Origin of the sequence: Flavilitoribacter nigricans DSM 23189 = NBRC 102662, from assembly GCF_002646595.1 — a bacterium.
Lineage (GTDB): Bacteria > Bacteroidota > Bacteroidia > Chitinophagales > Saprospiraceae > Flavilitoribacter > Flavilitoribacter nigricans.
Genome location: NZ_PDUD01000027.1, coordinates 147,735 through 172,731, shown reverse-complemented (window position 1 = coordinate 172,731; position 24,997 = coordinate 147,735). Strand labels below are relative to the sequence as shown.

Genomic DNA, 24,997 nt, shown 5'->3' with positions numbered 1-24,997 from the left:
GATCGAAGAAGTATCGATAGTCTTTACCAGGTTAACGGACAAATAGATCTTCCACCTATAAAGGAAATTGAAATTGAGATTGGGCTCCCTGAGGATAGCCTTAAAACTGGTGTCAATTACAGGTTGGTCGGTTTTGAAGATGATTGGAACCACATGCAGTACAATATTGTCAGGTACACTAATCTAAGCAGCCGCCAATATAAACTAAAAATACGCCATCCGATCACTAAGGAAGATATGAGCTTTCTTGTCTTTTTTCCTGCAAAGCCTGGGAAGGAGAATATTCGTGAAGAATGGTGGTTCCAACCCCTACTGATATTTTGTCTGTTATTGATCCTTTTCACCATTGCTTATTTCCTGGCATTAGACCGCTCCCGCCGGAGTCTGCGCCTGGAGATGGTACGCAACCAGATCGCCAGCGATCTACACGATGACGTAGGTGCCAATCTCGGGGCGATCAACAACCTGACGGACCTCCTCAAAAAGCGGCACGATCAACAAGACAGCAGTGCCCGAAGTAAAATTATCGAAAGGATCAAGAATTACACCCGGGATACCATCACCAACCTGCAGGATACGGTCTGGGCGATCAACCCGCTCAACGATTCCATCGAAGAATTACTGGTGAAGATGCGGGAATTTGCCTTTTTAATGCTGGGAGCCAAAGACATAGAGCTTTCCTACGAAAGCCACTACGATACGCAGCATCCGATCCAGATGGACATGCAACAGCGGCACGCCATGTTCATGATGTTCAAGGAGGTGATCAACAACATTGTGAAGCATTCCGGGGCCAGCCAGGTATCCGTGGACATTCGCAATAACCGGACCAGTTTAACGATTGCCGTACAGGATAACGGTGTGGGTTTTGATCCTGATGTTCTGCACCGGGGCAACGGGCTCAAAAATTTCCGGAACCGGGCCAGGGAAAATTTTATTGACCTGAAGCTGGATTCGGCCCCCGGAGCCGGAGCACACACTCATATGACCATACACAGCCTGGCATAGGTGCCAAAAGAATGGCGTTGGTCAAATCCCAAACTAAAATTATGCTCCCAAATTTGGGAGTACCATAAACACCTTTAAAAACCTAGCTTAGCCCGAAACCGGGCCCCTTATGAAAGACGCTATCCGAGTCATATTATTCGAAGACAATCCGAAGTTCAGCGAATCGCTGGAACTCTATTTTGACGGCTCTAATACCATATATATGGCTGCCTGTTTCCCGAATGCTATTGAAGCCCTAACACTCATCCGTCAGCACCGCCCGGATGTGGTGCTGATGGACATCGAAATGCCGGGCATTTCCGGTATCGAGGCCATGCAACAGATCAAAAAATCGGAACCGGATACCAAGATCCTGATCCAGACGGCTTTCCAGGATGACCACAAGATCTTCGCGGCCATGTGCGCCGGGGCTTCGGGTTATGTCCTGAAATCGGCCGGTCTGGAGGCGACCGAGAACGCCATTTACGATGTACACGCCGGTGGCGGCTATTTCTCTCCCGCAATCGCTTCCAAAGTGATCACCTTTTTTCAGAACAATGTGGTCACCAGCCAGGTGGAATACGTGGAACTGACACCGACAGAGAAAAAGGTACTGCAGTGTATGGCCGACGGATTGAGCTATAAAATGATCGAAGACCGGCTGAATAAGAATTACCACGCCGTGCACTTCCACATAAAAAATATCTACAAAAAGCTGCACGTCAATTCGATGACAGAAGCGGTGGTGAAAGCGCTAAAGAATCATCTGATCTAATTCCAGTTGGGAGCCACCCATTGGAGGCTAACGACGATTCCTCCCAATAGGTTGGAATCATGCTTTTCGTTCAAATTCAAAATAATTGCTCTCGGTGCAGATTAAATTGCTAAAACCTGAATTAACCTAACAAAATGACATTTAAAAGATTACATCTTTTTTCATACCTCATGCTATCCGCCATTTGCTTGGCAAATGGTCAACATAAGGAACTGGCGGTTCCTGATTACAGTCAAAAATCCGGATTGTGGTGCTGGGCTGCCAGTATGGACATGATCATGGAATACCATCAGCCTATTAATACTTCTAGACAATGTATGTTGGTCGAACAATACATGAATGTTGCTCAAATAGATCCTGCTGCTGACTGTTCCGATTTTTGTATAGACCCATGTGCGGATCCAGCTCCGGCAACTTATCCATCAGCATGTAATTTGAATATCCCCTACTCCTTTTCGTACACCACTAACTTTGGAATGGGGCCTGTTGAAACTAACTTTTACGAAAAGTCCTTTATAGATATCTTATTTACCGAGAATGATTTTTACTCCATGGAGGATCACCGGAAACTTACCTGGGATCAATACACCTACGAGATAGACCATTGCCGCCCCGTTATTTTCCTTTATAGCATCAGTGCCGTTGATGAACCCACCAAATCCAAAAAGAACTTTGTTCATGCAACGGTTGGAAAGGGATATACCACAGTCACTGGATCGGATGCAACTACCCTGGAAAATTATTTCATGATCCAGGACCCCTGGGATGTCTGTGATGGAGAGTCTTATTTACTGCACGAAAATGCACTTTCCGGCCAAGCTGTGGATGCGGTAGGTGGCATCCTGGTTGAAAGGATGAATATCCTTTTATCAATGGTTCACCACATCTTTCCAAAAGGTAATACCTGTGATCCATGCGAAGCTATACCCGATTCCATTAAATACATTGATCCTAAGGAGAATCTTTTGCTGGAGATAATTCGCAGAAATAGAAATGATTTCCTGGCTACTGCGAATGGAAGCACTTTTGACCAGGAAATTCTCCTCGAGTACTTGAAAAAGGGGCATTTTCAAACCAAGATTGAATTATTTAATTATGACTTTTTTAATACTCCCAAAAAAACGGAGAATCTAATTCACAGCAATGCCATCTTGAAGACAGACCTCAGGGAAGTAACCTATATAAAATCAAAGCCTGCCTTAAGTACATCAATTGTATGCAGTGAAAAAACGGGTAAATGTGCGGTGGAAAAAATAAGACTAGCTAATGATATAAGTCCCAAACCGGCCCTGATAAGAGGTGATACAATTTGGTTAAGCAACAATCCTTACGACACCAGTTTTGATGGCAAAAAAACCAGGTACAGCATTGTCCGGTTTCCACCCTATACTTTTGAATTCTATCGATTCTCATATGAGAATGAGATCTACTACCTACCAACTGAAGGGTATGCAAAATATTTCTTCTATGGAGGAAAATACCAAAATAGCATACTGGGCATTCCGGAACCCTATCTGTTAAAAGGTCTGGAAAAATTTGTTCTGGATTTTGATCAGCCGAAACTCATAGATAAAAGTCCAAAGTATCGGGAGAAAGTTCAGAACATATTACAGAATGACGGAATACTTCGGATGGATAAGCTGTTCAGGCGAAGAAAACTTTAACCCTCTTAAATGAGATCACAAACCTAACTAAGAAATTATGGCAGAAATCAAGATTGAAACGGGACATGATGAGCTTGAGCAGCTTCCCACAGGAGCTCCGGGTGTTTTCACACCTGCCCAAATGAACCAGGAAATTATAAACTATTGGCAGAGTATCAATAATGAGAGGATTTTTCTCATCCAGTACTGGAGAGCGAATTTGCTCCTGGCTCAATCCCCAAGTAAACAGATTGCGCTAAGAGTTACCAATATCGAAGATCCGGATTTGGTGGATGCTACCTGGATCAGCTACGATCCGGATAATCCGGGAAAAGATGCATCCCAAAATACGGGTGGCATAATCGGTTATTTCCAAAATTTGATTGCCACGCTAAAACGGCAATTGGGAGATGACCCTCCAGTGTCTCTTTTCGTATTCGGCGAAGAAATATTCCCGTTAGAGGGAAATGAGGGCTTAAAGCAGTTTGTACCTCACCGCTTAATGACCTTGGTGGGAAGAATTGGGCGTAAAGCTAATGGAAATCCCACTGCGTTCATATTAGCCGGGCAGGTTGATATAAAATTAGGCCCTGGAGCAGGCGGCGGCGGAGCCACCTCAGGTGCAAGAATTCCACCGGGGGAAGATTAAAAAAATTAGAGCTTATCTGTCAATCGCACCCAAGATCTCTATCCGATAAGGCTGGATTTCTTTGGTACTAATTGGTTGAATTCAATAAGCTTTAAAATACGATAGCTGCCAGTGAAATAAAACCTATTCCTTCACTGGCAGCCAGATTTAGAAATAGATGCTTGGGAAATATTAATGTTCCGAGGGAAATAATGCATTAGTCTACTTGAGGAATAAACCATTTCCTTTATCCATTTTTAAATAATTTTAAAACTTAGAAAGGTGCCCCCGATAGAAAGTTACTGGAACGATTTTCTAATCTCATTCGGTAGATTTACCATAGCGACTATGGCAATTCCCGTATTCGTAGCCATCTTTTACCGGAAGTATTGGAACAAGCCGCTCAGAATTGTTTTTTACTATTGTTTGGTTACCCTATTTGTAAATCTATTCGAGCAAGGAGTGATCTGGGTGTCTGCTAATCGATTTCACTGGATCAAGGACTTTATTGCTTATTTCAAGATCCAGAACACTTTCTTTCTTCTGATTTTGTATTATCTGAAAAACTTCCTCTTGGTTGGCTGGTTTTACAGCACGTTATTTCCCAAAAACACCTTTCAACGTTTCATATTTCCATTAAGCTGTATACTTTCTGTTGTAGCTTTGATCAACCATTGTTTTATCGAAGGATACCATGCTCCTGGAAACTTAAATCCAGTTCTTGAGGGCGTATTTTTAATTTTACTGCCACTCTCTTATTTATGGTATTCCCGTAGTTACTCTCTTAGGATTCCGCTTAAAAAAAATCCATACTTATGGATTAGTATTGGTATACTTTTACCAGAGTTGCTTTCACTATTTCTTGATCTTACCGGGGATTACATTTATGCACGTGATTTTATCCTTTATGTCAAATTATATTCGGCAAGCAACGTATTGGATATCATTGGAAATTTATTCCTCTCCTTAGGCTTCTTTTATGGCAGATATGCTTTGTTCATCCCTCCCGACAGAAACGATCCTCCCACAATTGGTAGTTGAGCCCCATAACTCGTTCCCGTAACTTTGTAATGTAACTAAACCCAAAATAATCATGACATCCAGGACAATTGAAATTGTAAATCACTATTGCTGAGCAACGATGCATCAGGCAGTGAGACCAGTGGGTTCACCATCGTCTACCAAACACCTGATGTCCAGTAAAATGACTACGCCCCAACACCCAGTTAACCCTATGATGCTCAGCAGAATGCTACGGAAACAAATTTGCCCCTTAAAACCCTGTTATTGTTTTTAGAACTTGTATAACCCCAGTTGAGCGTGTGGGAGCACGCAGGATTCGCTAACGGTCCGATCATCCCCTGTCCGGACCGCGCGGGGCCAACTAAATCCCAGTTTTCTTAGCGCTGATCGCCATCCGTTCAAGAAATGGCCACAATAAATGGATGATCAGTTTTCGATAAGCCCGCACTTTGCGGGCTTATTTTTTTGCTATTGGTTAAGGGCGTTTCTTCAGGTCGTAAAAGCGCCACTTGGTGACAAAATCCTTTTCCGGAGCGTCTTCCATCAAGATGGCCCGTACCAGTTCCACCGGCATCTGGTTCTCTTTCAGAATGCGGTCGTGGAACTCGCGGAAACTCATTTTTCCACTGTCGACCAGCGCTTCTTTCAGAGATTCAAACTGCAGGCCCCCGATCATATAAGCCAGTTGGTACAGGGGATCGTAACCGCCCGTGAAGGAACGGCGGACCTCACCTTCCGCGTTGGCCCGTTCGTGGCCGACCCGCTCTACCAGAAAGTCGATACATTCCTGTGGCGTCCACTCGCCCATATGGTATTTCAGGGAAAAGATGATCCGGGCACAGCGGTGCATTCGCCAGAACAACATCCCGATGCGGTCCTCCGGAGATTCGGGAAACCCCTGATCCCAGAGCAGGCGTTCCCAGTACAGCGCCCAGCCTTCGCCCCAGAAACCGTTCCAGGTACGGCGGTAGGGTTTGTAACGCTGATTCATGAACATCTGCAGTCCGTGGCCGGGGATCAGCTCGTGGTGGACCGTCGCCCGGGAAAAATGCGGATTGTTCCCGCGCATGCTCATCATTTTTTCCTCGTGGGTCATTTCGCTGGTCGGGTAGGAAATGGAGATGACTTCCCCTCCGGTGAAAAAGGGATTGACCCGTTGCCGTTCTTCGGACATCATATTCATCCGCCAGGTCTCTTCGCACAACTCGGGTACCGTGATCAGGTTATTTTCTTTGATAAAAGCGACCGACTCGTCGTACAGGCGCTTGATCACTTCCGGCTGTTTGCCCGGTTCCACGTAAGTCTCCTTGACGTGTTCGAGGGCATCGTGCCATTCCTCGCCGTAGCCCAGTTCGCGGGAAGCCTTAAGCATTTCCCGGTCGCACCAGGCAAATTCCATTTCGGCGATCTGGATCAGTTCTTCCGGACTGTAGGGGATCATCTCGTAGATCAGTCGACGCCGGATCTCCGCATCTCCGATGGGATTGCCTACAATCCCCGACTGGTCCCGGCGCTGATTGCTTTCTACCCGGTTTTTCTTTTTGAGCAGGCTTTCGTACTGTTTCAATAGTTCGTCGGTCTCGCTGTAGGGTTGCTTCATCCACCAGCTAAAAAGCGGATCGTAATCGTCGTAGAACTGATAATATTTCTCCAGCGCTTCCCGCATATCATCGATATGGCGAGCCGCCGGACGGGCAACTTTGGCGTCCAGCGTATCGCCTTTTTGTACGCTTTTGATCGAAGCGCTGATCGCTTTGTTCAAATCATTGACGCGAGCAGCTACGGCTTTGGGTTGGGGCTGCGCGCCCCGGCGTTGCTCGCTTACCAGTTGGTAGATCTCCTCTCCGAAAGGAAAGAGGGATTTGGCTTCCTCCAACTCCAGCGCGTCCTGCTGCAGATTGAGCGCAGCTTCCCGCAACTGCCGGCGAAATAACTGGTAATCGATCTTGGCATCCAGGCTCAGAGCATCGTAATCCAGCTCCTCCAGTTTGGCCAGGTATTGATCCACCAGGCCGGTCATCCGCTGGGTGTATTCCTCCGTTCCCCAGATATTGTACAGTCGATTGAGCGCCCCGTAATCCGCCCGGTACTGGGTCATCCATTCGGGGATCTCCGAATCGGGAGGTAGCGGATGGGCAAAACCGCTGGAAAGTATAAACAGCAGACAAAGGAAGGGTACGAGTTTTTTCATGTTCAATATTTTATGCGGTACACGAATTCAATGGGTGCACCGGTCTTACGTTAAAGGCAATTGCAAGCTTATTGTGGATCCTCCCGCTTCCGGACGGTCCGGGCGTAAAAGAATGGTCCCGACCGGTGGCCGACGTGGGGTTCAAATTTCACGGTGATCTTATCCGTGGCATCGGTGATCTCAGTGGGAATATCGTAATTCACATCGATAAAGGCACCATCCTGTTTACCGCTGATATTTTCGGTAGCGACTTTTTGGTCATTGATCAGAATATCAAAAGTTTTGGAACCGGTAAAGCCCCCCCAGTACTCCAGATTCAGCGCCATCGGCGTGCCCTGTTCCACCTTCATATCGAAGGCCAGCCAGCCGCCGCGTTCCGAACCCCGGGCTTTGCGGCCCTTGAAATCCTCCATGATATTGAGCTTGTCACCCCGGAAATTGTGGTTGCGCTCCGCCTGCATTTCTCCCGGCTGGAAAGCATCGTAGGTAATCGATTCCAGTTGTTTCTTGCGTTCCAGTTCGGCTTGGTATTCCGCCTGCCGCTCTTCCCAGCGCTGTTGATTGAACAGGTCAAAATATACCGAATAACGCCGGTCGTGGGTTTTATAGAATGGTTTGAAGACAATATCTCTTGGTTTGCCGACCTCCTTACTTTTGAAGGTATTGACCTCGCCGGGCACCGCTTCCAGCCAGGCCTCCGGCGAGCGTTCTTCCGACATAAAGACCGGTACGTATTCGGGCGTGTAAGCGGCCTCGTCCTCTACCGGACCGAGGTCTCCGGCCAGCAGGACCGGGCCGTAAAAAACGGCGATCCGGTCTTCATCGTCCGGCATGGCCTCCAGGCGCAAACTGAACGGGAAGTCGATCCTGATCTTATCCCCGTTTTTCCAGCTGCGGTCAATAGCCAGAAAACTGCCGGGTGCTGCCTCTACCGTTTGCGCTTCCCCGTTGATGGTAACATTCACCCCTTCCTGCGCCCAGTATGGGTACCGGAGATACAACGTAAATTGCCGGTCATCCACCAATTCCAACAAAAACTGACTGCCCTGCTCCTCCGGGTAACTGGTTTCCTGCCGAAGTTTCAGGCCCTTTTCCTCCCAATCGAGCACCGAAGCCATATACTGGCTGACGTAAAGCTCCTCTTCATTGTGGTAGTAAATATTCGCTCCGTATTTGCTGTGGGTTTCCATACCGGAACCTACACAGCAGGTGAACCATTCCGGGTTTTGGTAGATCTTGTACCCGCCCATTTCCAGGGAGAGGTTGTAGATCACCCGGCCACTTTCCGGATGCTGGGACGCCAGGATGTGGTTGAACAGCGCCCGTTCGTAATAATCGGCTACCGCCGCGCTCGGTTCCCACTGGAACAGATGGCGCGATAGCTTCAGCATATTGTAGACATTACAGGTTTCGGTTGTTTCATCACTCAGCCGATTGGTCAGTTGATCGGGTTGGCCGAAATATTCGTGATTGCCGTGTCCGCCGGTGACGTACGTATGATGGTCGACTACCGTATTCCAGAAAAATTCCGCCGGACGGCGATCCTGCTCTTCTCCGGTCAGTTCGTAGAGGGTAGCCGAAGCGATCATCTTTGGGATCTGGGTATTGCCGTGTTTATTGGGCAGGATATCTTCTCCCCGCGCCAGCGGATCCACAATGTCCTCGTGGTGGAAAACCCGGGCGATCTCCAGAAATTTTTCATCTCCGCTGTCCTCGTACAACTGGGCCAGGGTTTCCTGTACCCCTCCGAATTCGCAGTGCAGCATTTTTTGTACCTGCTCGTTGTTTAGATCCAGCACGATCGTACCGATCCAAGTGCCGAATCCCTTCCCGATCTCGAGTGCCTTTTCGTTTCCGGCCAGACGGTAAGCGTCGCGCAATCCGGCCAGCACCTTGTGGTGGGTATAAAACGGAGCCCAGATCCCATTGAGGTCGAAACCCTGGGAACGGATCTCCCCTTTGGCGATCTGCTCCTCAAAGATCTGCCGACCATTGGTAAATGCCCCAACATAGCCGTTGCCGTTGGCATTTTGCACGGCCTCCAGCTCGTCGACGATATAATTGACCCGGTCCAGAAACCGCTGGTCACCGGTAGACTGATACATCAGTGCGCAGGCGCTCAGGTGATGACCCAGGGTGTGGCCGGCGATCGTCTCCGCTTCCCAGCCTTTGTAGTGTTCTGCTTTTGGTTCCAGGCCGGCTTCGGAACGGAATTTTGCCAATAGGCGATCCGGCTCGTAGCTGAGTAGCGATTCGACATTCAGTTCCGTAGCGTGCAGGAAAGGGCCCGGCAGCAATTCCACCTGAGTGATGGGAAAAGCTTCCACCGGTTTCCCGCTTCCTTCCTGCTGGGTGATCGGCGTGGTACTGCAAGCACCGATAAAGAGCATCATACCGGTAGCCACCAGTAGTTTCAACTTGGTATTCATAGATCTTGCTTAAGCTGCACAATTATAAAGTACGTTCCGGTCTTGCTGCGCGACCATTGGTATCTAAGCGAGTACGCGACTGTCTTGATTCTTAAACAGCCCTTCTGGTTTGTCATCAGCCGCAAACATGAGTCATCCTGAATTTTTTCAGGACTCAAAAATGACCTCGTAGAGGTTAAACATTCGTAGAAAAATAGTCGAAATGCTGGTTTCGACCTCAGGGAGGTCGCACAACATGGAGCAATGTGGTAAATGTGCGACCTCCCTGAGGTCGGAAAATGCTTATCCATGCTAAATTCTACGAATATTCGACCTCTCTGAGGTCATACACCGCCTTTTATAAAATCCGGGGTGATTCATGTTTGCAGCCGATTCTTTTTATGGTCGAATATATCACTCAATGATGACTTCGTAGAGTCCGGTTGCGTATTCTTTCGGAAGTTCGACAACCACGCGGAGCATGCCAGTATTCACCGGGTTGAACTCGATCGTATCCCAATCATCCTTCGTGATCGTATACTCTCCGGTCGGCACGACATCGTGCCAGCCTTCCGCCCGGTGGTACTGCACCTTCCAGGAAGCCGGAATGCGGCATCCGCCGTTGGGTCCGTCATCGTACCAGTAGACCTGGACTTTTGATACGCTTTTCGGCGCGTCAAAATCGAATTGCACCCATTCGGTCGTCGCCTTCTTGGGCCACCAGTGCAGGTAGGAAATACTGTGATCGTTCGAATGCTCCGGATACCGCTGATCGTTGAGCGCGACGGTTGCTTTGGTGTCTACCGAGGCGGACACCTTGCTGGTGCGCGCAATAGTCGGAGCGGGTACGGGATCGGCATGGGCGACGTCCGTTGCCAGCCAGACGGTCATTTCGCCGGCCCCGCGGTTATTCCAGAGGTGATAGGGGATCAGGGTCAGTTTATCACTTTTGCTCAGCATCACCGAGCCGTCCAGTTTTTTGGCAGCCATTTTCGCTTTACCGCGGATGGTATAAGTACCCCCCAGAATATTGGATCGTTTCGGCTTCAGCTCGGTCGTTTCGTCCAGCACCAGGCTCAGTACTTTGTTGTAGGGATTGTCCGGCCATTCGGCCGCATACAGAATCGGGCCCCGTTCGATGGCCACTTTGCCGGTATTCTGGGTAACGCCTTCGTGGGCTTTCACTTTTTTGACCTCCATCGGGAAATCGATCTGGATGGAATTGCGCTGATTCCAGACGTGCTCTACCGAAATGTATCCGAGACTGTCGATCACGTAAGGATACGCCTGCCCGTTGATCTTCATGACGAAGGGTTGATTTTTTGCGCCGACGTATTTGTACAGGTCGCTGGGCACCGGTCGATCCTGCACGTAGCCGGGCACCCGGAGTTTGAGTTTGGCGCCAACGGGTTCCGGTGCCGTGACCCGGATCTCTACGCCTCCCTCCCAGGGAAATTCGCTGGTTTGCTCCAGTTTCAGGGCTTTGCCGCCGACATTCATTTCCGTGCCGCTGGTAATGTACAGGTTGACGTATACATCCGTGTCCTGCTGCGCGTAGATGTAGCCCGGCATGGACGGCAGAAAGCGAGCTACGTTGGGCGGGCAGCAGGCGCAGCCGAACCATTCCTGCCGTTCGTGGCGGCCGTCAGACGCCAGCGGATTGGGATAGAAAAAGTGATCGCCGGACAGCGAAACCCCATCCAGGATATTGTTGTACATGCTGCGTTCCAGCACATCGATGAATTTACTGTCTCCCGTCATCAGGAACATGCGGTGGTTCCAGAAGGCATTGCCGACCGCAGCGCAGGTCTCGCAATAGGCGGTCATATTGGGCAGCTGGTAGGTATCGCCGAAAGCTTCCCCGTGGTTGGTCGCCCCGATCCCGCCGTTGATGTAGTATTTCCCGTCGACGATGTCGTGCCAGATCCGGTTGATAGCATCCATGTAATCCCGATCTCCGGTAATGGCGGCAATATCCGCCATGGCGGTCCACATATACGCACCGCGAACGGCGTGGCCAACCGCTTCACTCTGCTGGGTGACCGGCAGGTGGGACTGATCGTATTTCTTCGGATTACCAACTCCTTCGCTTCCCCGGATATCCAGGAAAAATTTTGCCAGATCGAGGTAGCGCTGCTCTCCTGTGACGCGGAACAACTTTACCAGACCGATCTCAATTTCCTGATGGCCGGGCACATTGGCGATCTGCCCTTCTCCCGGACCGAATTCCTCATCAACCAGATCCGCGCTTTTAATCGCAATATCCAGGAAATCGCGCTTTCCGGTCGCGGTGAAGTGCGCCACTGCGGCCTCGTACATATGCCCCAGGTTGTAGAGTTCGTGACTGAGTTCGTGTACCAGTTCCCAGCGCTTTTCACCGGCCCAGGGATGCAGATTCTTCCCGATGGTCCGGTTGGTATACAGGTAACCGTCTTCTTCCTGAGCGGCGCCAACCAGATCGATGAGGGAATCTACCGTCGCTTCCAGTTCGGGATCGGGAAATACCTGCAGGGAATAGCTGGCCGCCTCGATGATCTTATAAATGTCCGTATCATCGAAGGGGTATTCCGTACAGAACTGTCCTTCCTTGGTACCGGCGGCAATCCGGAAATTATCGATCCGGCCGGTCTCCCGGCTTTTCTGGATCGCAATGGGGATGGTCACTTCGTGATTGGTCTTGATCTTGGGCGACCAAAACTCGTCCCGGATCTCAACTTTGGAAAATGGTATGGGCGTAATGGGATAATCTTGTTGGTCCTGGCCCCAGGCCACGGAAGATACACACGCAACAAGAGCAAAACACAGGTAAGGGATGAAATGCTTGTTCATAATTAATGTTTTCAGATAATGATCACCTATCCTGATCCGGTCCTGTTTTGGCAACAGCACGGATCGGTATGTTCAGTTATTTTCGGGCGAGCGCCCAGAAATTCGTTAAGATCGCAAATTGGTGGAGGGTTAGAGAGCTGTTTAAACGTAAGAAGTCGCAGTAGGTTACGAGAGACCGGTAAACTTAAACCTCGAATCACCGGACCAGAGAAATTGGAGTTTCCTGATGGCCGAACCTCCTGGGGTCTACTCAACGATCCGGCCGAAAATTATAGAACGACTTCCGTGTATAAAATTAAGCCGTTTTATTTTCTTACCCTAAGATATGACAAAAAAATAGGGCGGATCGAGTCCGCCCTACTAAAATAGCGATAACATTTTATCGCCTCCCTTACAGTCTTATTAGCATCTTTAATGTGACCTTGATTTGCATTGTCGGCTCAAAGCCAGATAGATGTAGCTATGTCTTTACACTAATTTCCTCTGCGGAAACAAGCTTATGGGGTTGTTTATTTCCTGTTTACGGGTATACTTACGGAGAGGACCGGGCATCCGGATTTCTAAAAGGGAAAAAATTTAAATTTTTTTTCAATTTTCTCGATCCGGGAGTAAAACCATTGCCGCATTACAATGGCTAACCGCCAAATGGTGATACCGAATGGCAGTTCTGAACGGGTAACCAAAAGGTGATCCGGTGAAAAAAATTGAAGCCAGGCCGGCGCTCCGAAAGGATGCGGGAAAGTTTTAGGGTAAAAACTTTTGCTTTAACCGCCAATTAAGCGGATTAAGCCAAAATTAAGCGTGTGATAATCGTCAATTAAGTACGGATTAATTCCGGGGTCGCACCTTTGCCTCAGTTCTTGTCGCTCGTTTTTTCATCAACCCCATTTTAAACTAGCGCGGACTGCATTCCCCTTCCGACAAGAACCGGCATGCAGGAAGCCACCCAAAATCCCAATCTTATGTTGACGATTGAAAATGGATTTCCAACCACTTTTTACAACATTAGCGGTAATGTACACCTGCACGAAGGCCCGACCTTACCACCTGACCTGCCCGCCATCACGCCGCCGGTAAATATCATCAACACCGGACAGGACCTTTTCGTACACTTCGTATGGTCCGAAAGCGGTTCCCTGGCGAATTCTTTCGCCGGCTGGAGCTTTGAATGCCGGATCTTTTTCGAACTGATGGGCAGTGGTGAAGTGGGTTCCAACCCCGCACCGGTCAACGTAGCTTTCAATACTACGACCAACAACTACAGCGCAGTGATCACCATCCCCGACGGCACGCTGGCCGAAGGCGCTTACAAACTGATCGCTACCATCGTACTGCACGACCCTAGTGGCAACCCTACCCCACTGGCAGCTTACGACGAAGTTGGTGTATTGCAGGTTTACGGATAGTATCCTGTGGTGTTCAGTAGCGGAATCCGGTCGTCAGTAGTCAGCACACCTGCATGTTTTGCACCCCGGCTGACTGCTGCACACCGGCCGACGACCACTTCAACTAATCGACTTATAAACCCCATGAACGTTTTAAAAGCAGGGAGTTGCCACGGCAGCTCCCTCGCTTTTTCAGGATGTATTACACTTTATCTTTTCCGGTGGGAAACGGGGTCCTGGCTATGAATAGTTAGTTGAGTTTACCCGTAAGTACATTAAACTAGTTACAGGAATTCTCTGAAGCCGCCGAGACCAACCAACTACTTACCGTAGTAGCCGGTTTTATATTGTCAATTCTCCTTTCAAGACTATTTGCGCCTTGCCTTTTATAGTCATCTTATGCTGGTCAATTAATTCAACTTCCATAAATCCGGTTCTTTCCGAACACTGAAAAGAATTCATTTTTCGCTTACCTAATCTATCTCCCCAGTATTTTGCCAAGAAGGTATGCGTTCCCCCGGTTACCGGGTCTTCATTCGTACCGCTCCAGGGCCAGAAATATCTTGATTCAAAATCGTAGTCCGGCTTGTCGGATAAGGCAGTAACCAAAACACCATTGATCGAATCGATCGATCTTTTTAATTTTTCAAAGTCGGGCTGGAGCCCTTGCAAGACTTTACAATCGTTTATTTCGAGCAGCAGTATCTTGGTCTCTTCATTATAAGCGCTATTTTTTATTTCATCAATTCCAAGCGCAACAAGTAATGCTTCAGGTGCGGTTCGCGGTTCTGTTCCATAGATTGGAAACTCCATTATTATGAACGCTCCATCTTTTCGGATGGTCAGGTCTAAATCCTGCGTGTTCACAAAGTGGATTTTGGTGATACCCAGGTCATTTTGAAAAAGCACTTTGGCAGCAGCCAGGGTAGCGTGTCCACAAAGCGGGATCTCCATTTTCGGTGAAAAGTAGCGAATCGGAATTTTTTCCTGCCCACTTTGTAGATGAACAAACGCGGTTTCAGACAGTCCAAGCTCCTGGGCAATGGAAAGCATTTTCTCGTCACTTATCGCCCGCTTGATCAAACAGACACCCGCCGGATTCCCTTTAAAAGGTTCGTCCGTAAATGAATCGACGATATAGGTTTCTATTCCGGTCATTTGCTCTATGGTTTCCAAATTATACTTGACAACATGTGATTTTGTGCAAATGAAGATCCCCCTCAGTCCTTCGGCCAGCTCCCCCAGTGGAGCACAACCGTCCATTAATCAAGGTGTTATCCTCCTCGGGAGGAGGTGCCCGCAGGGCGGAGGAGGAATATTAAATGCACATAATCTGACATTGTGCGGTATAGTACCAACATCCACGCTAATAGCCGCAGCCACCCGCAGGGGCCTGTTACTGATAAGTTTTGTTGAGCAATGTATACTTTTCTGATGTTTTCAGTAATACCAGTTTCCTATTAATTTTCGATGAATTAGATGGGGGGCTGGGTTATGTTTTCCCCTGAACCGATATGAAACACCATGTCGCACGTCTAAAAAACCAGAAAGTCCGTAATAAATAGTAGAATCGGTTTTAATGATCAGATAAGCATCAACTTCCTTTCTGAGTTCTTTTAGCCTATCTATTTCCAGATCACCCAATTCCATCCCTTTAGTGGTGATATTATCGGGATAGATGTGCAGCGTTCCTGGATGACTTGTCAGCAATCCATTTATTTCTCTTAAGTGATTATCGTTGGCTCGAACGTAAATGATGAAGGAGGTGCGAATAAGAAGTGGTTCTGCCAGCTGCAATAAAACAACTGATAACAGTAAGATCAAAGCCCAGAATAATTTGGATTTTCCAGCCCCTTTACCAAATAAGATCGTCAAAAAGGCTATTAAGCTTACTCCAATTCCACCGATTAAAAGGATGAGATAGAAGTCTGGTCGTCTTCCAAAGAATAGGAAACTAAAGTACACACTAAGCAAACCAATGATAAAAATAATATGCCGTTTGGATAGTTTCAACTTTCAAATGTTCTCTAACGTCAGGTTAGCGGCCTTTTTCATCAGCAGGGAAATATCCAGGCGAAAAGATAACTACTCACCCAAAGGCCATACCCCAAAAACGGCCGAAAGGAAGAAAAACCCCAAAGTACATACGTCAGCCCCCCGGGAACCCAACCTCAACACCTCCCCACTTCAACACTTTAACACATTTCCACGTTTCCACATTTCCACCTTAACACAATGAAACGTCAATTCATCGATCCCACATCCAGCGCAATCTTCTGCCCCCGATGTTGGGCACTGTGCATGATCTGTGGTTCACCCGATTGATCTATTTTTAGCGCACCGGTTTTCCAGTTCATCCGGCGCAGAAAATCGCATTGCGTACATTGCAAAATAATCCAGTCTCCTTCCTGCCAGGTACGGCAGGTATGCCTTTCCAGGTCTTCCTGATTGAAATCAAAAGAAGCGGCCATTTTTTAACGTTTTTTCTTATTCAACCTCCCAATATTGGTAGGTATAATCGCTCCTGAAGGTAGGCATTTTTCCGTAAATTTGCAGAGAATCACACCCATACTACAGCCACTATCTATTTATAGAAGCAATGGGCGTTATTCGTGTTTTTCGCCACGAATACTCACTTCACGGCCCGGATCCAGCGGGAAAGATCGCTTTTCACTTCATATTCTCACACTAAATCAATTATCCGCTGCCTGCCCGAAGTCCCATTCCAGTTTTCTCCTTCTGCTTACTGAACACATTAAGGAAACAAGAAACATGCAGACCCCAGTTAAGTGGTGGAATAAGTGGTGGGATCACTTTTTCCAGCCCCAAAAACCGATGAACCGGGAAGAAAACCCGGAAAGTACAACTCCCAAACAACTACCCGTATTTGATCTCCGGATCCAGCTATTCGGTCACGTGCGCTGCTTTGCGTCCAATCGGGAAATACCGGAAATGTCCAGCCCGCAGCACACGCTGCTGCTGGCTTACTTTGCCCGGCACGCCGGACAGAAGATCCGGCGCGACCAGCTGATCGGGCAGTTCTGGCCGGATGTACACCAGGAATCCGCCCGGAATTCCCTCAATGTTGCCCTTTGTCACATCCGTAGGCATTTTCGCCAGTATGTCCGTCCCCAGGAGCAGATCATTGTGCACCAGCGGGGATGCTATCGCTTTAATCCGAACTGGATCATCCAGACCGATGTACAGCGTTTTGAGCAGTACCTCCAACAGGGACAACAGCTGGAGAAAACCCTGGATACGGCCGGTGCATTTCGGGCGTATCGCCGCGCCGCCCAGGTCTATTCCGGTGACCTCCTGTCGGCTTTCCCCTACGAGGAATGGACGGGAACGCCCCGCGAACAACTCAGGCAACGCTATCTGCAGGCACTGGAAGGCCTCGGCATCTGCCACCTGCAACGCAACGAGTCGCAGGCCGCCCGGGCCACTTTCCAGCAGATGCTCCAGAGAGATCCCTACCTGGAACGGGCCCACCAGTTACTGATGTGGTGCTATGCGAAAGAAGGGCAACGGGATCTGGCCATCCGGCAATACCGAAAGTGCCAATCGCTACTATTGCAGGAGTTTGGGCTGGAACCTTCCTCCCAGACCCAGACTCTCTACCACTGCATTGTAAGCGGGGAAGCCCTGCAAACGGCCTTCCTGTCGAGGGCCTGAACCCAGTTTTTAACGACGATCCGTCCACATCCTTTGCACGACCTTCCACTGCCCGCCGCCCGACTTTCTGAGGATGGTCGTGGCGTGGGCATTGGATTCGCGTGAGAGCTTAAGATCTCCCTTTTGGTAGGAAAAAGACAACTGTCCCGCTTCCAGAGTATAAGCGAGGTCCGTATTGCCTCCGATCTCCAGGACGTTCACTTCGTAGGAATGGATGGTCGTCACGGAGCTGTCTGCGGGAAACCAGAACTCCCGGAGGGCGGCTTTGCCTTTCTTTGGAGCCATCCCTCTGGGGATGATCGTAGCTGTATCGGCAAAAATATCCAGCACCATAGCGGTATCGCTGGTCAGCCAACCCGTGACGTATTGTCCGATAAGGGCCCTGATCTGTTCTCTATCGGAAGTGGTTAGTTCCCCACCGGATGGAGCGTTGGAAAGATTGGAGGTACAGCTGGCCAGGACCAGCACAAGGGCCGGCAGGGCTATACCTTTGGTAAATAGCTTTTTCATCAGTCGGATATTGTAGTTTTTCGGGGCCGGCCGAACTTTTTGGTCCGGTACTATGACCTAAGCTAAGCATTTTCATCCTATATCGCTTATTTTTGCTGCGTTCAACTATTACTCCGCGCAGGAACTATTTGCCTGCCATCGGGGTAAATACAGAAACGCAGATGGTACGGTCAGTACCGGCAACCGTATAGGAATAGCGTAAAGGCCAGTTATCCGGGCCTTGCAATTCCCCGGCCTGCGATCTGGATTAAGTCAACTTTTACCGAAAAAACGGAGTCATGCAAACGGATACTTTAGCCGATCTGGACCAGCAAATTGCGGATCAACTCAAAAACGTACGGAGCGCCGTTCGAAAAATGCTTTCCCTGGATGACCGGGAGATCAACAGCATTCTGAACGAACTGGCGGATCTTACCCTGGAAAACATTCCCTTCCTGCTGGAAGAAAACCAAAAAGACCTGGATCGCATGGATCCGGAAGATCCCAAGTACGACCGCTTGCTGCTGAACCCGAAACGCCTGGAAAGTATCGCCGCCGATCTGCGAAAAGTAGCCGAACTCCCCTCTCCGCTGGGTCAGATACTGGAAGAAAGAACCCTACCCAACGGACTGGAACTTTCCCGCTTATCCGTACCGATGGGCGTGATCGGGATTGTCTTCGAATCCCGTCCGAATGTAACCTTCGATGTATTCGCCCTCTGCCTGAAGTCGGGTAACGCCAGTGTGCTCAAAGGCAGCCGCGATGCCCATTTTTCCAATATTGCCATCGTCAGTCTTATCCACCGGGTGCTGGCCAAACGGGAACTGGCAGACATCTGCTACCTGGCGCCCAGTCAGCGGGAAGCACTCGGCCATATTCTGCAGGCCGTAGATTATGTGGACCTCATCATTCCCCGCGGTAGTCAGGGGCTGATCAATTTTGTACGGGCCAACGCCAAAGTCCCCGTGATCGAAACGGGAGCGGGTATTGTGCATACCTATTTTGACGCCAGCGCCGACCTCGCCAAAGGCAAGGCCATTGTGACCAATGCCAAATCCCGGCGCGTCAGCGTCTGTAATGCACTGGATACGCTGGTCATCCACCGCAGTCGCCTCAACGATCTGCCGGAGATCCTTTCGGAACTGGACACTACCCATCAGTGTGAAGTGCGCGCCGATGAGGCCGCCTACCGGGTATTGCAGGGCAAGTATTCGGATCAATTGCTGCACCCGGCCGAAGAAGCGGATTTCGGGACGGAATTCCTTTCGATGAAAATGTCCGTCAAAACGGTGGACAGCCTGCAGGAAGCACTCGATCACATCGACCGCTACAGTTCCAAACACAGCGAAGCTATTCTGGCCGAAGACCAGCAGATCGTTGACACTTTTCTGAGAAGTGTGGATGCCGCCGTGGTTTACGCCAATACCACAACGGCCTTTACCGACGGCAGTCAGTTCGGTCTGGGCGCCGAGATCGGTATCAGCACCCAGAAAATGCACGCCCGCGGTCCCATGGCCCTGCGGGAACTGACCAGCTACAAATGGGTGATCCGGGGGGATGGGCAGATCCGGGCCGGATCTTAGAAATAATTAATCTAAGTTGCGATGCAACTTAGGTAGAGGGTATAAAGTAGAAGGTAGAAGGATTACCTATCGTTAAAATGGAGCAAAATTGCTCATTTTAACGGTTGTAGTCTCTTTACGCTTTACCATCTACTCTCTACAATTCAAGTATCGCAACTTGAAATAATTAGAAATTTCCTTTATCTGGGTGAATTTTGTAATTTAAGCTACACTATTCACCCAGAGCACTATGATTTGGGAACTCCAGATTATCAATAGGTTAGGACGCCATTCTTTCTGCTTACCGGCTCTATTGGGGCTACTGCTTCCGCTTTTGGGAAACAGCCAAACCCTCTCTATTCACCCGGATACACTGACAATCCAGCGGCGGGTTCAGATATCAGATTCCCTGCTTTTCGCGCTGGACCCGGCCGGTGGTCTGGATCCCCGGCAAATACCCGATAATGCTTTTTCTGCGATTGACCCCGTTACCCAGCCCCCCCGGGTTTTAGCCAGGCAAACGGGCTGGTTCCGGTTTCGGATCCACAATCCTGCTCCCGATCGGGATCTTGTTGCCCTATTTCATATCCCGGATTTTGTCAGCTACAGCCTACTTTGGGTGGATAAAAAGCGGATCCTCAAGTCCGGGCTTAACCGCGATTATAAGGAACGGGCCCTGCCCGACCGGTTTTCCGATTATCCCGTCCACATTCCGGCGGGAGAAACGTACACCTATACGCTGGGGGTAAAGGACCTCGATACTCGGTATGAATCCGAACGGCTCCTGGAAGTGCTCAGTCCGGATGAAATGGAGCGGATGCAACTCGTTGAAGCCAGCGAGCTTCGGGAACAATTCCTGTTTTATGGATCTTTTTTCGCCATTTTGCTCTATCTCACCTTCTTTTCCGTTATCCAGTACCGGGCTACTTCGGATAAGGCTTATCTGTACTACAGCTTTTATTTGCTGGGGCTGTTCCTCTATTACTTCCGGATGGCCGAACAAAACCTGCGGCTTCATCTTTTCTTCGACCATTTTGCCAGTCATTACCGGGACATCGAGATCACCGTATCGTACCTGATCTATCTGGCGTATATCCTGTTCACCAGAGAATTCCTGAGTATCAACGCCCGCCACTATCCCAAACTTAACCGTTATCTTTTAGCCGGGGCCTATGCGTTTGTGGGATTGACCATTCTTGACCTGGGCATAAAAATGATCCCGGCAAGCAGCGTCAGCAATTATTTGTTTTTGCTCATGCAGGTGTTGTTCTTCCCTTTTGCCGCGGCTTTCTTCTATCTGTTGTTGAAACGATATCCCTCTCCACTGAAAAATTACATCCTGATCGGCACCGGTTTCATGCTGCTCCCGGCTCTTTATATCCTGATGAGTAAATTTGTTCCCGGCGAATATCACTGGTTACCTTTCTATCGGTATTACGAGCCCTACGGTGGTGGTTTCCGCATTTATATGTATAAGTTCCAGTTCGGAGTGCTTCTGGAGATCATCTGTTTTAGTCTCGGACTGAGCTATCGAACGCGGATGCTCCAGCAAAAAGCTATTGAGGATCGGGAAGAAGCACAACGCATTAAAAAACTGTCCGAAGCCAAGAACCAATTCTACGCTAACATCACCCATGAGTTCCGGACGCCGCTGACGGTAGTGAACAGTATAGCGGAAGACCTGATCCGAAGGGAGCATCCGGCGGACCAAAATCAGGGAAAACTGTTGCAAAGGAATGTGAACCGTTCCCTCCGGCTTATTGATCAGATCCTGGAACTGCAAAAGCTGGAACAAGGCGAACGACCACTGGAGTTCCTGCACGCGGATATCATCGCCTACCTGGGGTACCTGCTGGAGCCCATTGGTCACCTTGCCCGTAAGAAAGAAATTGAACTGACTTTCACCACGTCATCCCCGGCCCTGGAAATGGATTTTGCGCCGGAAGCGATTCAGAGGATCGTGGAAAATATCCTGTCGAATGCCGTCAAATTTACTCCGGCCGGCGGTCGTATACAGGTAAGGGCGAGTAAGGACACAATAGCCGGCAAGCCATTTTTTTGCATGGCGGTGGAAGATAACGGAAAAGGCATCCCGATCGAACTGCAGGAAAGGATCTTCGACCGGTTTTACCAGGTGGAAGAAGACCTGCAGCGCAGCTACCAGGGGTCGGGCATTGGCCTGGCACTAGCCAAAAAGCTCGCTGAAATATGCGAAGGATCGGTCCGTGTCCGGTCGGAAGTTGGCGCAGGCAGTACGTTTACGATAGCATTGCCCATCCGGCATGCTCACCGGGAGGCGACAGCAGCAATACCCAGCGTGATGCCCACCTCGCTTCCGGATCATTCCGGCGGATCCCTGGAAGAATTGTCCTCTAGTCAGTCGGCTCCGGCCACGCAACAGGTTCTGATCGTAGAAGACCAGGAAGACGTGAGCCTGGTACTGGGTCAAATGCTGGCGGATCACTATCAGTTAAGTTTTGCGCCCAACGGCAAAGTGGCCCTGGACCTGATCAAAAAGAACCCTCCCCACCTGATCATCAGCGACATTATGATGCCGGTATTGGATGGGCTGAGTTTGTGCCATCAGGTTAAGACAGATCCCCTTACCTGCCATATTCCGGTCATTTTACTTACGGCCCGCTCTGGTCACGAGGCACGCCTGGAAGGTTTGCAGCAAGGGGCTGATGCGTGTCTGGAAAAGCCGTTTTCGCGTCACGAGCTGTTTGCCCGCCTGGAGCAACTACTGCTTTTGCGCCGGCAACTCCGGGAGCGCTATGCCGCTATCATCACCTTCGTACCGGCAACCGATACGGTTGGCCAGCAACACGATGCCTTTATGCGGCAGGTGTTGGAAGTACTGGAAAAGCAGCATTCGGACCCGGATTTCGGGCCGGATGAACTGGCCAGATCCGTATTCATCAGCCGGACAGTGCTGTACCGAAAGATCAGTGAACTCACCGGACTGACCGTCGCTCTGTTTATCAATTATTACCGCCTGCAAAAAGGTCAGGAGCTTCTGCTCCAATCCGATCTTCCCATTAAGGACATCGCCTACCAAACGGGATTCAACAGTGCCGATTACTTCAGTAAATGTTATAAGGAAAAATTTGGAAAAAGTCCATCCAGGGCCAGAAAGGACGGGCAATAAGAACGCTATCCCCTTTTGTGGACAATAGTTCGGTTTTTTGAAACTATAGTTCGGTCCCAATTCATCGATATCCTTCATTTTTACCATATGAGTTTTTGAGTCTGATACGTACTCTTTTCGATCAGGCTCGACCTTTATTCATAACCCAGCTACGCTCAAATCGCCTAAAAAATAGCCCCTCCTGATTCACAAATTTTTTAATTAAACCCATTCATTTATGTACCTCAAGTTATTACCAGTTTTAGCGCTGATGATGTTAGTGTTCTCTGCCTGTCAGAAAGAAATACCCACAGTGAAAGGCCCGGATCTCACCGAAAAGCAATGGATCGATGCTGCTGAGCAACAGATCCGGAATGCCCGGGAAGACGGTTTACGCATTCAGCTCCAGACCATGGATCGCATTCCGGCCAATGCGGTGGAACTGCCCGCTGGTTCGGTAGACGGCCTGGCGGCAGCTATTGCCGAAGCCGGAGCCGGCGGCACGGTGCTCGTTAAAGCCGGCGAACACCACGAAACCCGTACCGTGGTGATCGACCAGAAAGTCAGTATTATCGGCGAAGCCGGAGCCGAGATCATTTCCGGCGTCCAGCCACCGGGTAGGGTTGGCTACATTCAGCCGGCGCTGCATCTTCTTAATGCCGAAGGGGTGCTGGTGCACGGACTTTCGCTGCGGGCCGACTCGGATTATGGCGGCACGGGCATCCTTATCCAGAATGCTCCGAAGGCTTTTATCAGTCAAAATACGTTTACCAATTTTGGGATCGGTATACTGAACCATCACGGGGATCGGAGCTACATTACCCGGAATACGATCGTCGGCAGTAGTGCCTGGCAAACCGATCTGGCGTCCGAAGTACACGGCGTAGTCAATATGAACGGCGACCGTGTCCGGATCTTTAATAACCATATTACCAATACGATTTTCGGTATCTGGGCCTGCGACGAAGACGGACTGCTCACCGGCAATACCACGAATTCAAATTTTATCGGCCTCATCCTCTGCAAAGTTCCCACAGCCCTTCCGCTGGCGGATGGTACGATCGTGGGATCGGAAAATGCCGGTAAGAACTGGATCACGCATCACAATACGGCAAACGGGAACTACCACGTCGGCATCATCGTCATCGACGGCGCCAATAACAACCTGCTGATCATGAATAAAGCGGCCGACAACGTAGACGCCGATGTCGAACTGGCCGGAGATACCGAACGTTTCGGCTTTTTAACGCCAACCTCTTTTGATAATAAGGTTATTTCCGCTTCGGGCATCAGCATTAAGGATTGCGGAATAAATAATTCCGTAAACGGAGGAGACCTCGTAGACACCTCCCTAAACCCCTGTTATTAACCCCCTTATAAACTCAAACAAATTTACAGATCAGATGAGGAGTGTCCTGCAGGTTGGGGCACTCCTTAATTTTTTCGTGACTTCCCGGCCGAACTGTCGTCTCCAGGGTATAGCAGATGCGTAAATAGCGATACATTTGACTTTATATCCGCTCAATTTTGGGTATTGACATCCTTTTTCAATACATTTGAAGAAGTTCTTCCGCAGAAATAATATATTCAAATACGCTTCTCTTTAGAACAACCATTTCTCAATCTAAAAATTAACTTCATGGACCTAATGGATCTTCTACAAGGACAACTGTCCGGCGGAATGATTGACCAACTCAGCCAATCTCTCGGTGGGGCAGAAAAAGAAAAAACCGCGAAAGCTGCTTCCGGTATTACTTCCGTTCTGATGAGTGCATTAGCGAAAAACGCCGCTTCTCCCGAAGGTGCGAGCTCACTGGCCAGTGCGCTGGAGCGCGATCACGACGGTAGTATTCTCAACGATGTGGTCGGTATGGTGACCGGCAACAATCGCAATGCCGGTACGGGTGGTATCGATCTCAACCGCATGCTCAACGGTGCCGGTATCCTCAATCACGTACTGGGCAACAAGCAATCCGGTGCCATCGATATGATCAGTAAAATGAGTGGTCTGGATTCCAATAAAACGGGTAGCCTGATGACCATGCTGGCTCCGGTGATCATGGGCGCTCTGGGTAAAGCCAAACGCGACAACAACCTGGACAGCTCCGGTATTTCCGATCTGCTGACGGGTACCGTTAAGAAACATTCCAATGATAATCCGCTGATGAGTCTGGCGATGCGTTTTCTGGATGCCGATGGAGACGGTAGCATCCTGGACGATCTGGCCGGAATGGGCATGAAAATGCTGGGCGGGTTGTTCGGCCGTAAAAAATAG

At 49.3% G+C, this 24,997-nt stretch carries 17 protein-coding genes and 1 pseudogene; 11 read left to right on the top strand and 7 right to left on the bottom strand.

Features of this window, described 5'->3' with window-relative positions; all coding sequences use genetic code 11:
- The first annotated feature begins 330 nt into the window (after positions 1–330).
- The 5 genes and pseudogenes from CRP01_RS42420 to CRP01_RS23370 all read left to right on the top strand — a co-directional run bounded on the left by CRP01_RS42420 (position 331) and on the right by CRP01_RS23370 (position 4,054).
- The gene (locus CRP01_RS42420; RefSeq protein WP_170110507.1) at positions 331–1,008 is read left to right on the top strand and encodes a sensor histidine kinase; all 678 of its coding nucleotides are present in this window, start codon (positions 331–333) and stop codon (positions 1,006–1,008) included.
- 109 nt (positions 1,009–1,117) lie between these two features.
- A complete protein-coding gene (locus tag CRP01_RS23380) occupies positions 1,118–1,762 on the top strand; it encodes a response regulator transcription factor (protein ID WP_099152532.1) in 645 nt (214 codons plus the stop codon).
- Positions 1,763–1,896: 134 nt separating this feature from the next.
- Positions 1,897–2,088: pseudogene (locus CRP01_RS43480) on the top strand (papain-like cysteine protease family protein); the annotation flags it as partial.
- Between the two features lie 9 nt (positions 2,089–2,097).
- Positions 2,098–3,426 carry a hypothetical protein gene (locus CRP01_RS23375; RefSeq protein ID WP_170110506.1) on the top strand — a complete coding sequence of 443 codons (1,329 nt, stop codon included), beginning with the start codon at positions 2,098–2,100 and terminating at the stop codon, positions 3,424–3,426.
- Positions 3,427–3,463: 37 nt separating this feature from the next.
- Entirely contained in the window at positions 3,464–4,054 is a 591-nt protein-coding gene (locus CRP01_RS23370; protein ID WP_099152530.1) for a hypothetical protein, read from the top strand.
- A 1,477-nt stretch (positions 4,055–5,531) separates the two neighbouring features.
- Here CRP01_RS23370 and CRP01_RS23360 read toward each other — a convergent pair.
- From CRP01_RS23360 to CRP01_RS23350, 3 genes are all read right to left on the bottom strand, one after another.
- Positions 5,532–7,247 (bottom strand): DUF885 family protein, encoded by a 1,716-nt coding sequence (locus CRP01_RS23360; RefSeq protein WP_099152528.1) that lies wholly within the window; start codon positions 7,245–7,247, stop codon positions 5,532–5,534.
- A 68-nt stretch (positions 7,248–7,315) separates the two neighbouring features.
- Positions 7,316–9,676, bottom strand: a complete 2,361-nt coding sequence (locus CRP01_RS23355; protein WP_099152527.1) for a glycoside hydrolase family 127 protein — start codon at positions 9,674–9,676, stop codon at positions 7,316–7,318.
- A gap of 393 nt (positions 9,677–10,069) precedes the next feature.
- The gene (locus CRP01_RS23350; protein WP_099152526.1) at positions 10,070–12,484 is read right to left on the bottom strand and encodes a glycoside hydrolase family 127 protein; all 2,415 of its coding nucleotides are present in this window, start codon (positions 12,482–12,484) and stop codon (positions 10,070–10,072) included.
- Positions 12,485–13,446: 962 nt separating this feature from the next.
- Between CRP01_RS23350 and CRP01_RS23345 the strand changes: the two genes are divergently transcribed.
- Positions 13,447–13,890, top strand: a complete 444-nt coding sequence (locus CRP01_RS23345) for a hypothetical protein (RefSeq protein WP_099152525.1) — start codon at positions 13,447–13,449, stop codon at positions 13,888–13,890.
- 321 nt (positions 13,891–14,211) lie between these two features.
- Here CRP01_RS23345 and CRP01_RS23340 read toward each other — a convergent pair whose 3' ends face one another.
- From CRP01_RS23340 to CRP01_RS23330, 3 genes are all read right to left on the bottom strand, one after another.
- Positions 14,212–15,027 carry a PhzF family phenazine biosynthesis protein gene (locus tag CRP01_RS23340; RefSeq protein ID WP_099152581.1) on the bottom strand — a complete coding sequence of 272 codons (816 nt, stop codon included), beginning with the start codon at positions 15,025–15,027 and terminating at the stop codon, positions 14,212–14,214.
- A 282-nt stretch (positions 15,028–15,309) separates the two neighbouring features.
- Positions 15,310–15,882 (bottom strand): hypothetical protein, encoded by a 573-nt coding sequence (locus tag CRP01_RS43020; RefSeq protein ID WP_099152524.1) that lies wholly within the window; start codon positions 15,880–15,882, stop codon positions 15,310–15,312.
- 230 nt (positions 15,883–16,112) lie between these two features.
- A complete protein-coding gene (locus CRP01_RS23330) occupies positions 16,113–16,340 on the bottom strand; it encodes a hypothetical protein (protein ID WP_099152523.1) in 228 nt (75 codons plus the stop codon).
- Between the two features lie 301 nt (positions 16,341–16,641).
- On the opposite strand from CRP01_RS23330, the gene CRP01_RS23325 reads away from it, so the two are divergent.
- The gene (locus CRP01_RS23325) at positions 16,642–17,544 is read left to right on the top strand and encodes an AfsR/SARP family transcriptional regulator (protein ID WP_099152522.1); all 903 of its coding nucleotides are present in this window, start codon (positions 16,642–16,644) and stop codon (positions 17,542–17,544) included.
- Between the two features lie 9 nt (positions 17,545–17,553).
- On the opposite strand, the gene CRP01_RS23320 is transcribed toward CRP01_RS23325, so the two are convergent.
- Complete coding sequence (locus tag CRP01_RS23320; protein ID WP_099152521.1) at positions 17,554–18,054, bottom strand: YybH family protein; 501 nt, start codon at positions 18,052–18,054, stop codon at positions 17,554–17,556.
- Between the two features lie 278 nt (positions 18,055–18,332).
- On the opposite strand from CRP01_RS23320, the gene CRP01_RS23315 reads away from it, so the two are divergent.
- The 4 genes from CRP01_RS23315 (at position 18,333) to CRP01_RS23300 (ending at position 24,997) form a co-directional block, all read left to right on the top strand.
- A complete protein-coding gene (locus CRP01_RS23315) occupies positions 18,333–19,616 on the top strand; it encodes a glutamate-5-semialdehyde dehydrogenase (RefSeq protein WP_099152520.1) in 1,284 nt (427 codons plus the stop codon).
- Between the two features lie 313 nt (positions 19,617–19,929).
- Positions 19,930–22,743 (top strand): ATP-binding protein, encoded by a 2,814-nt coding sequence (locus CRP01_RS23310; RefSeq protein WP_170110505.1) that lies wholly within the window; start codon positions 19,930–19,932, stop codon positions 22,741–22,743.
- A 217-nt stretch (positions 22,744–22,960) separates the two neighbouring features.
- The gene (locus CRP01_RS23305; protein WP_099152518.1) at positions 22,961–24,091 is read left to right on the top strand and encodes a right-handed parallel beta-helix repeat-containing protein; all 1,131 of its coding nucleotides are present in this window, start codon (positions 22,961–22,963) and stop codon (positions 24,089–24,091) included.
- Positions 24,092–24,370: 279 nt separating this feature from the next.
- Entirely contained in the window at positions 24,371–24,997 is a 627-nt protein-coding gene (locus CRP01_RS23300; RefSeq protein ID WP_170110504.1) for a DUF937 domain-containing protein, read from the top strand.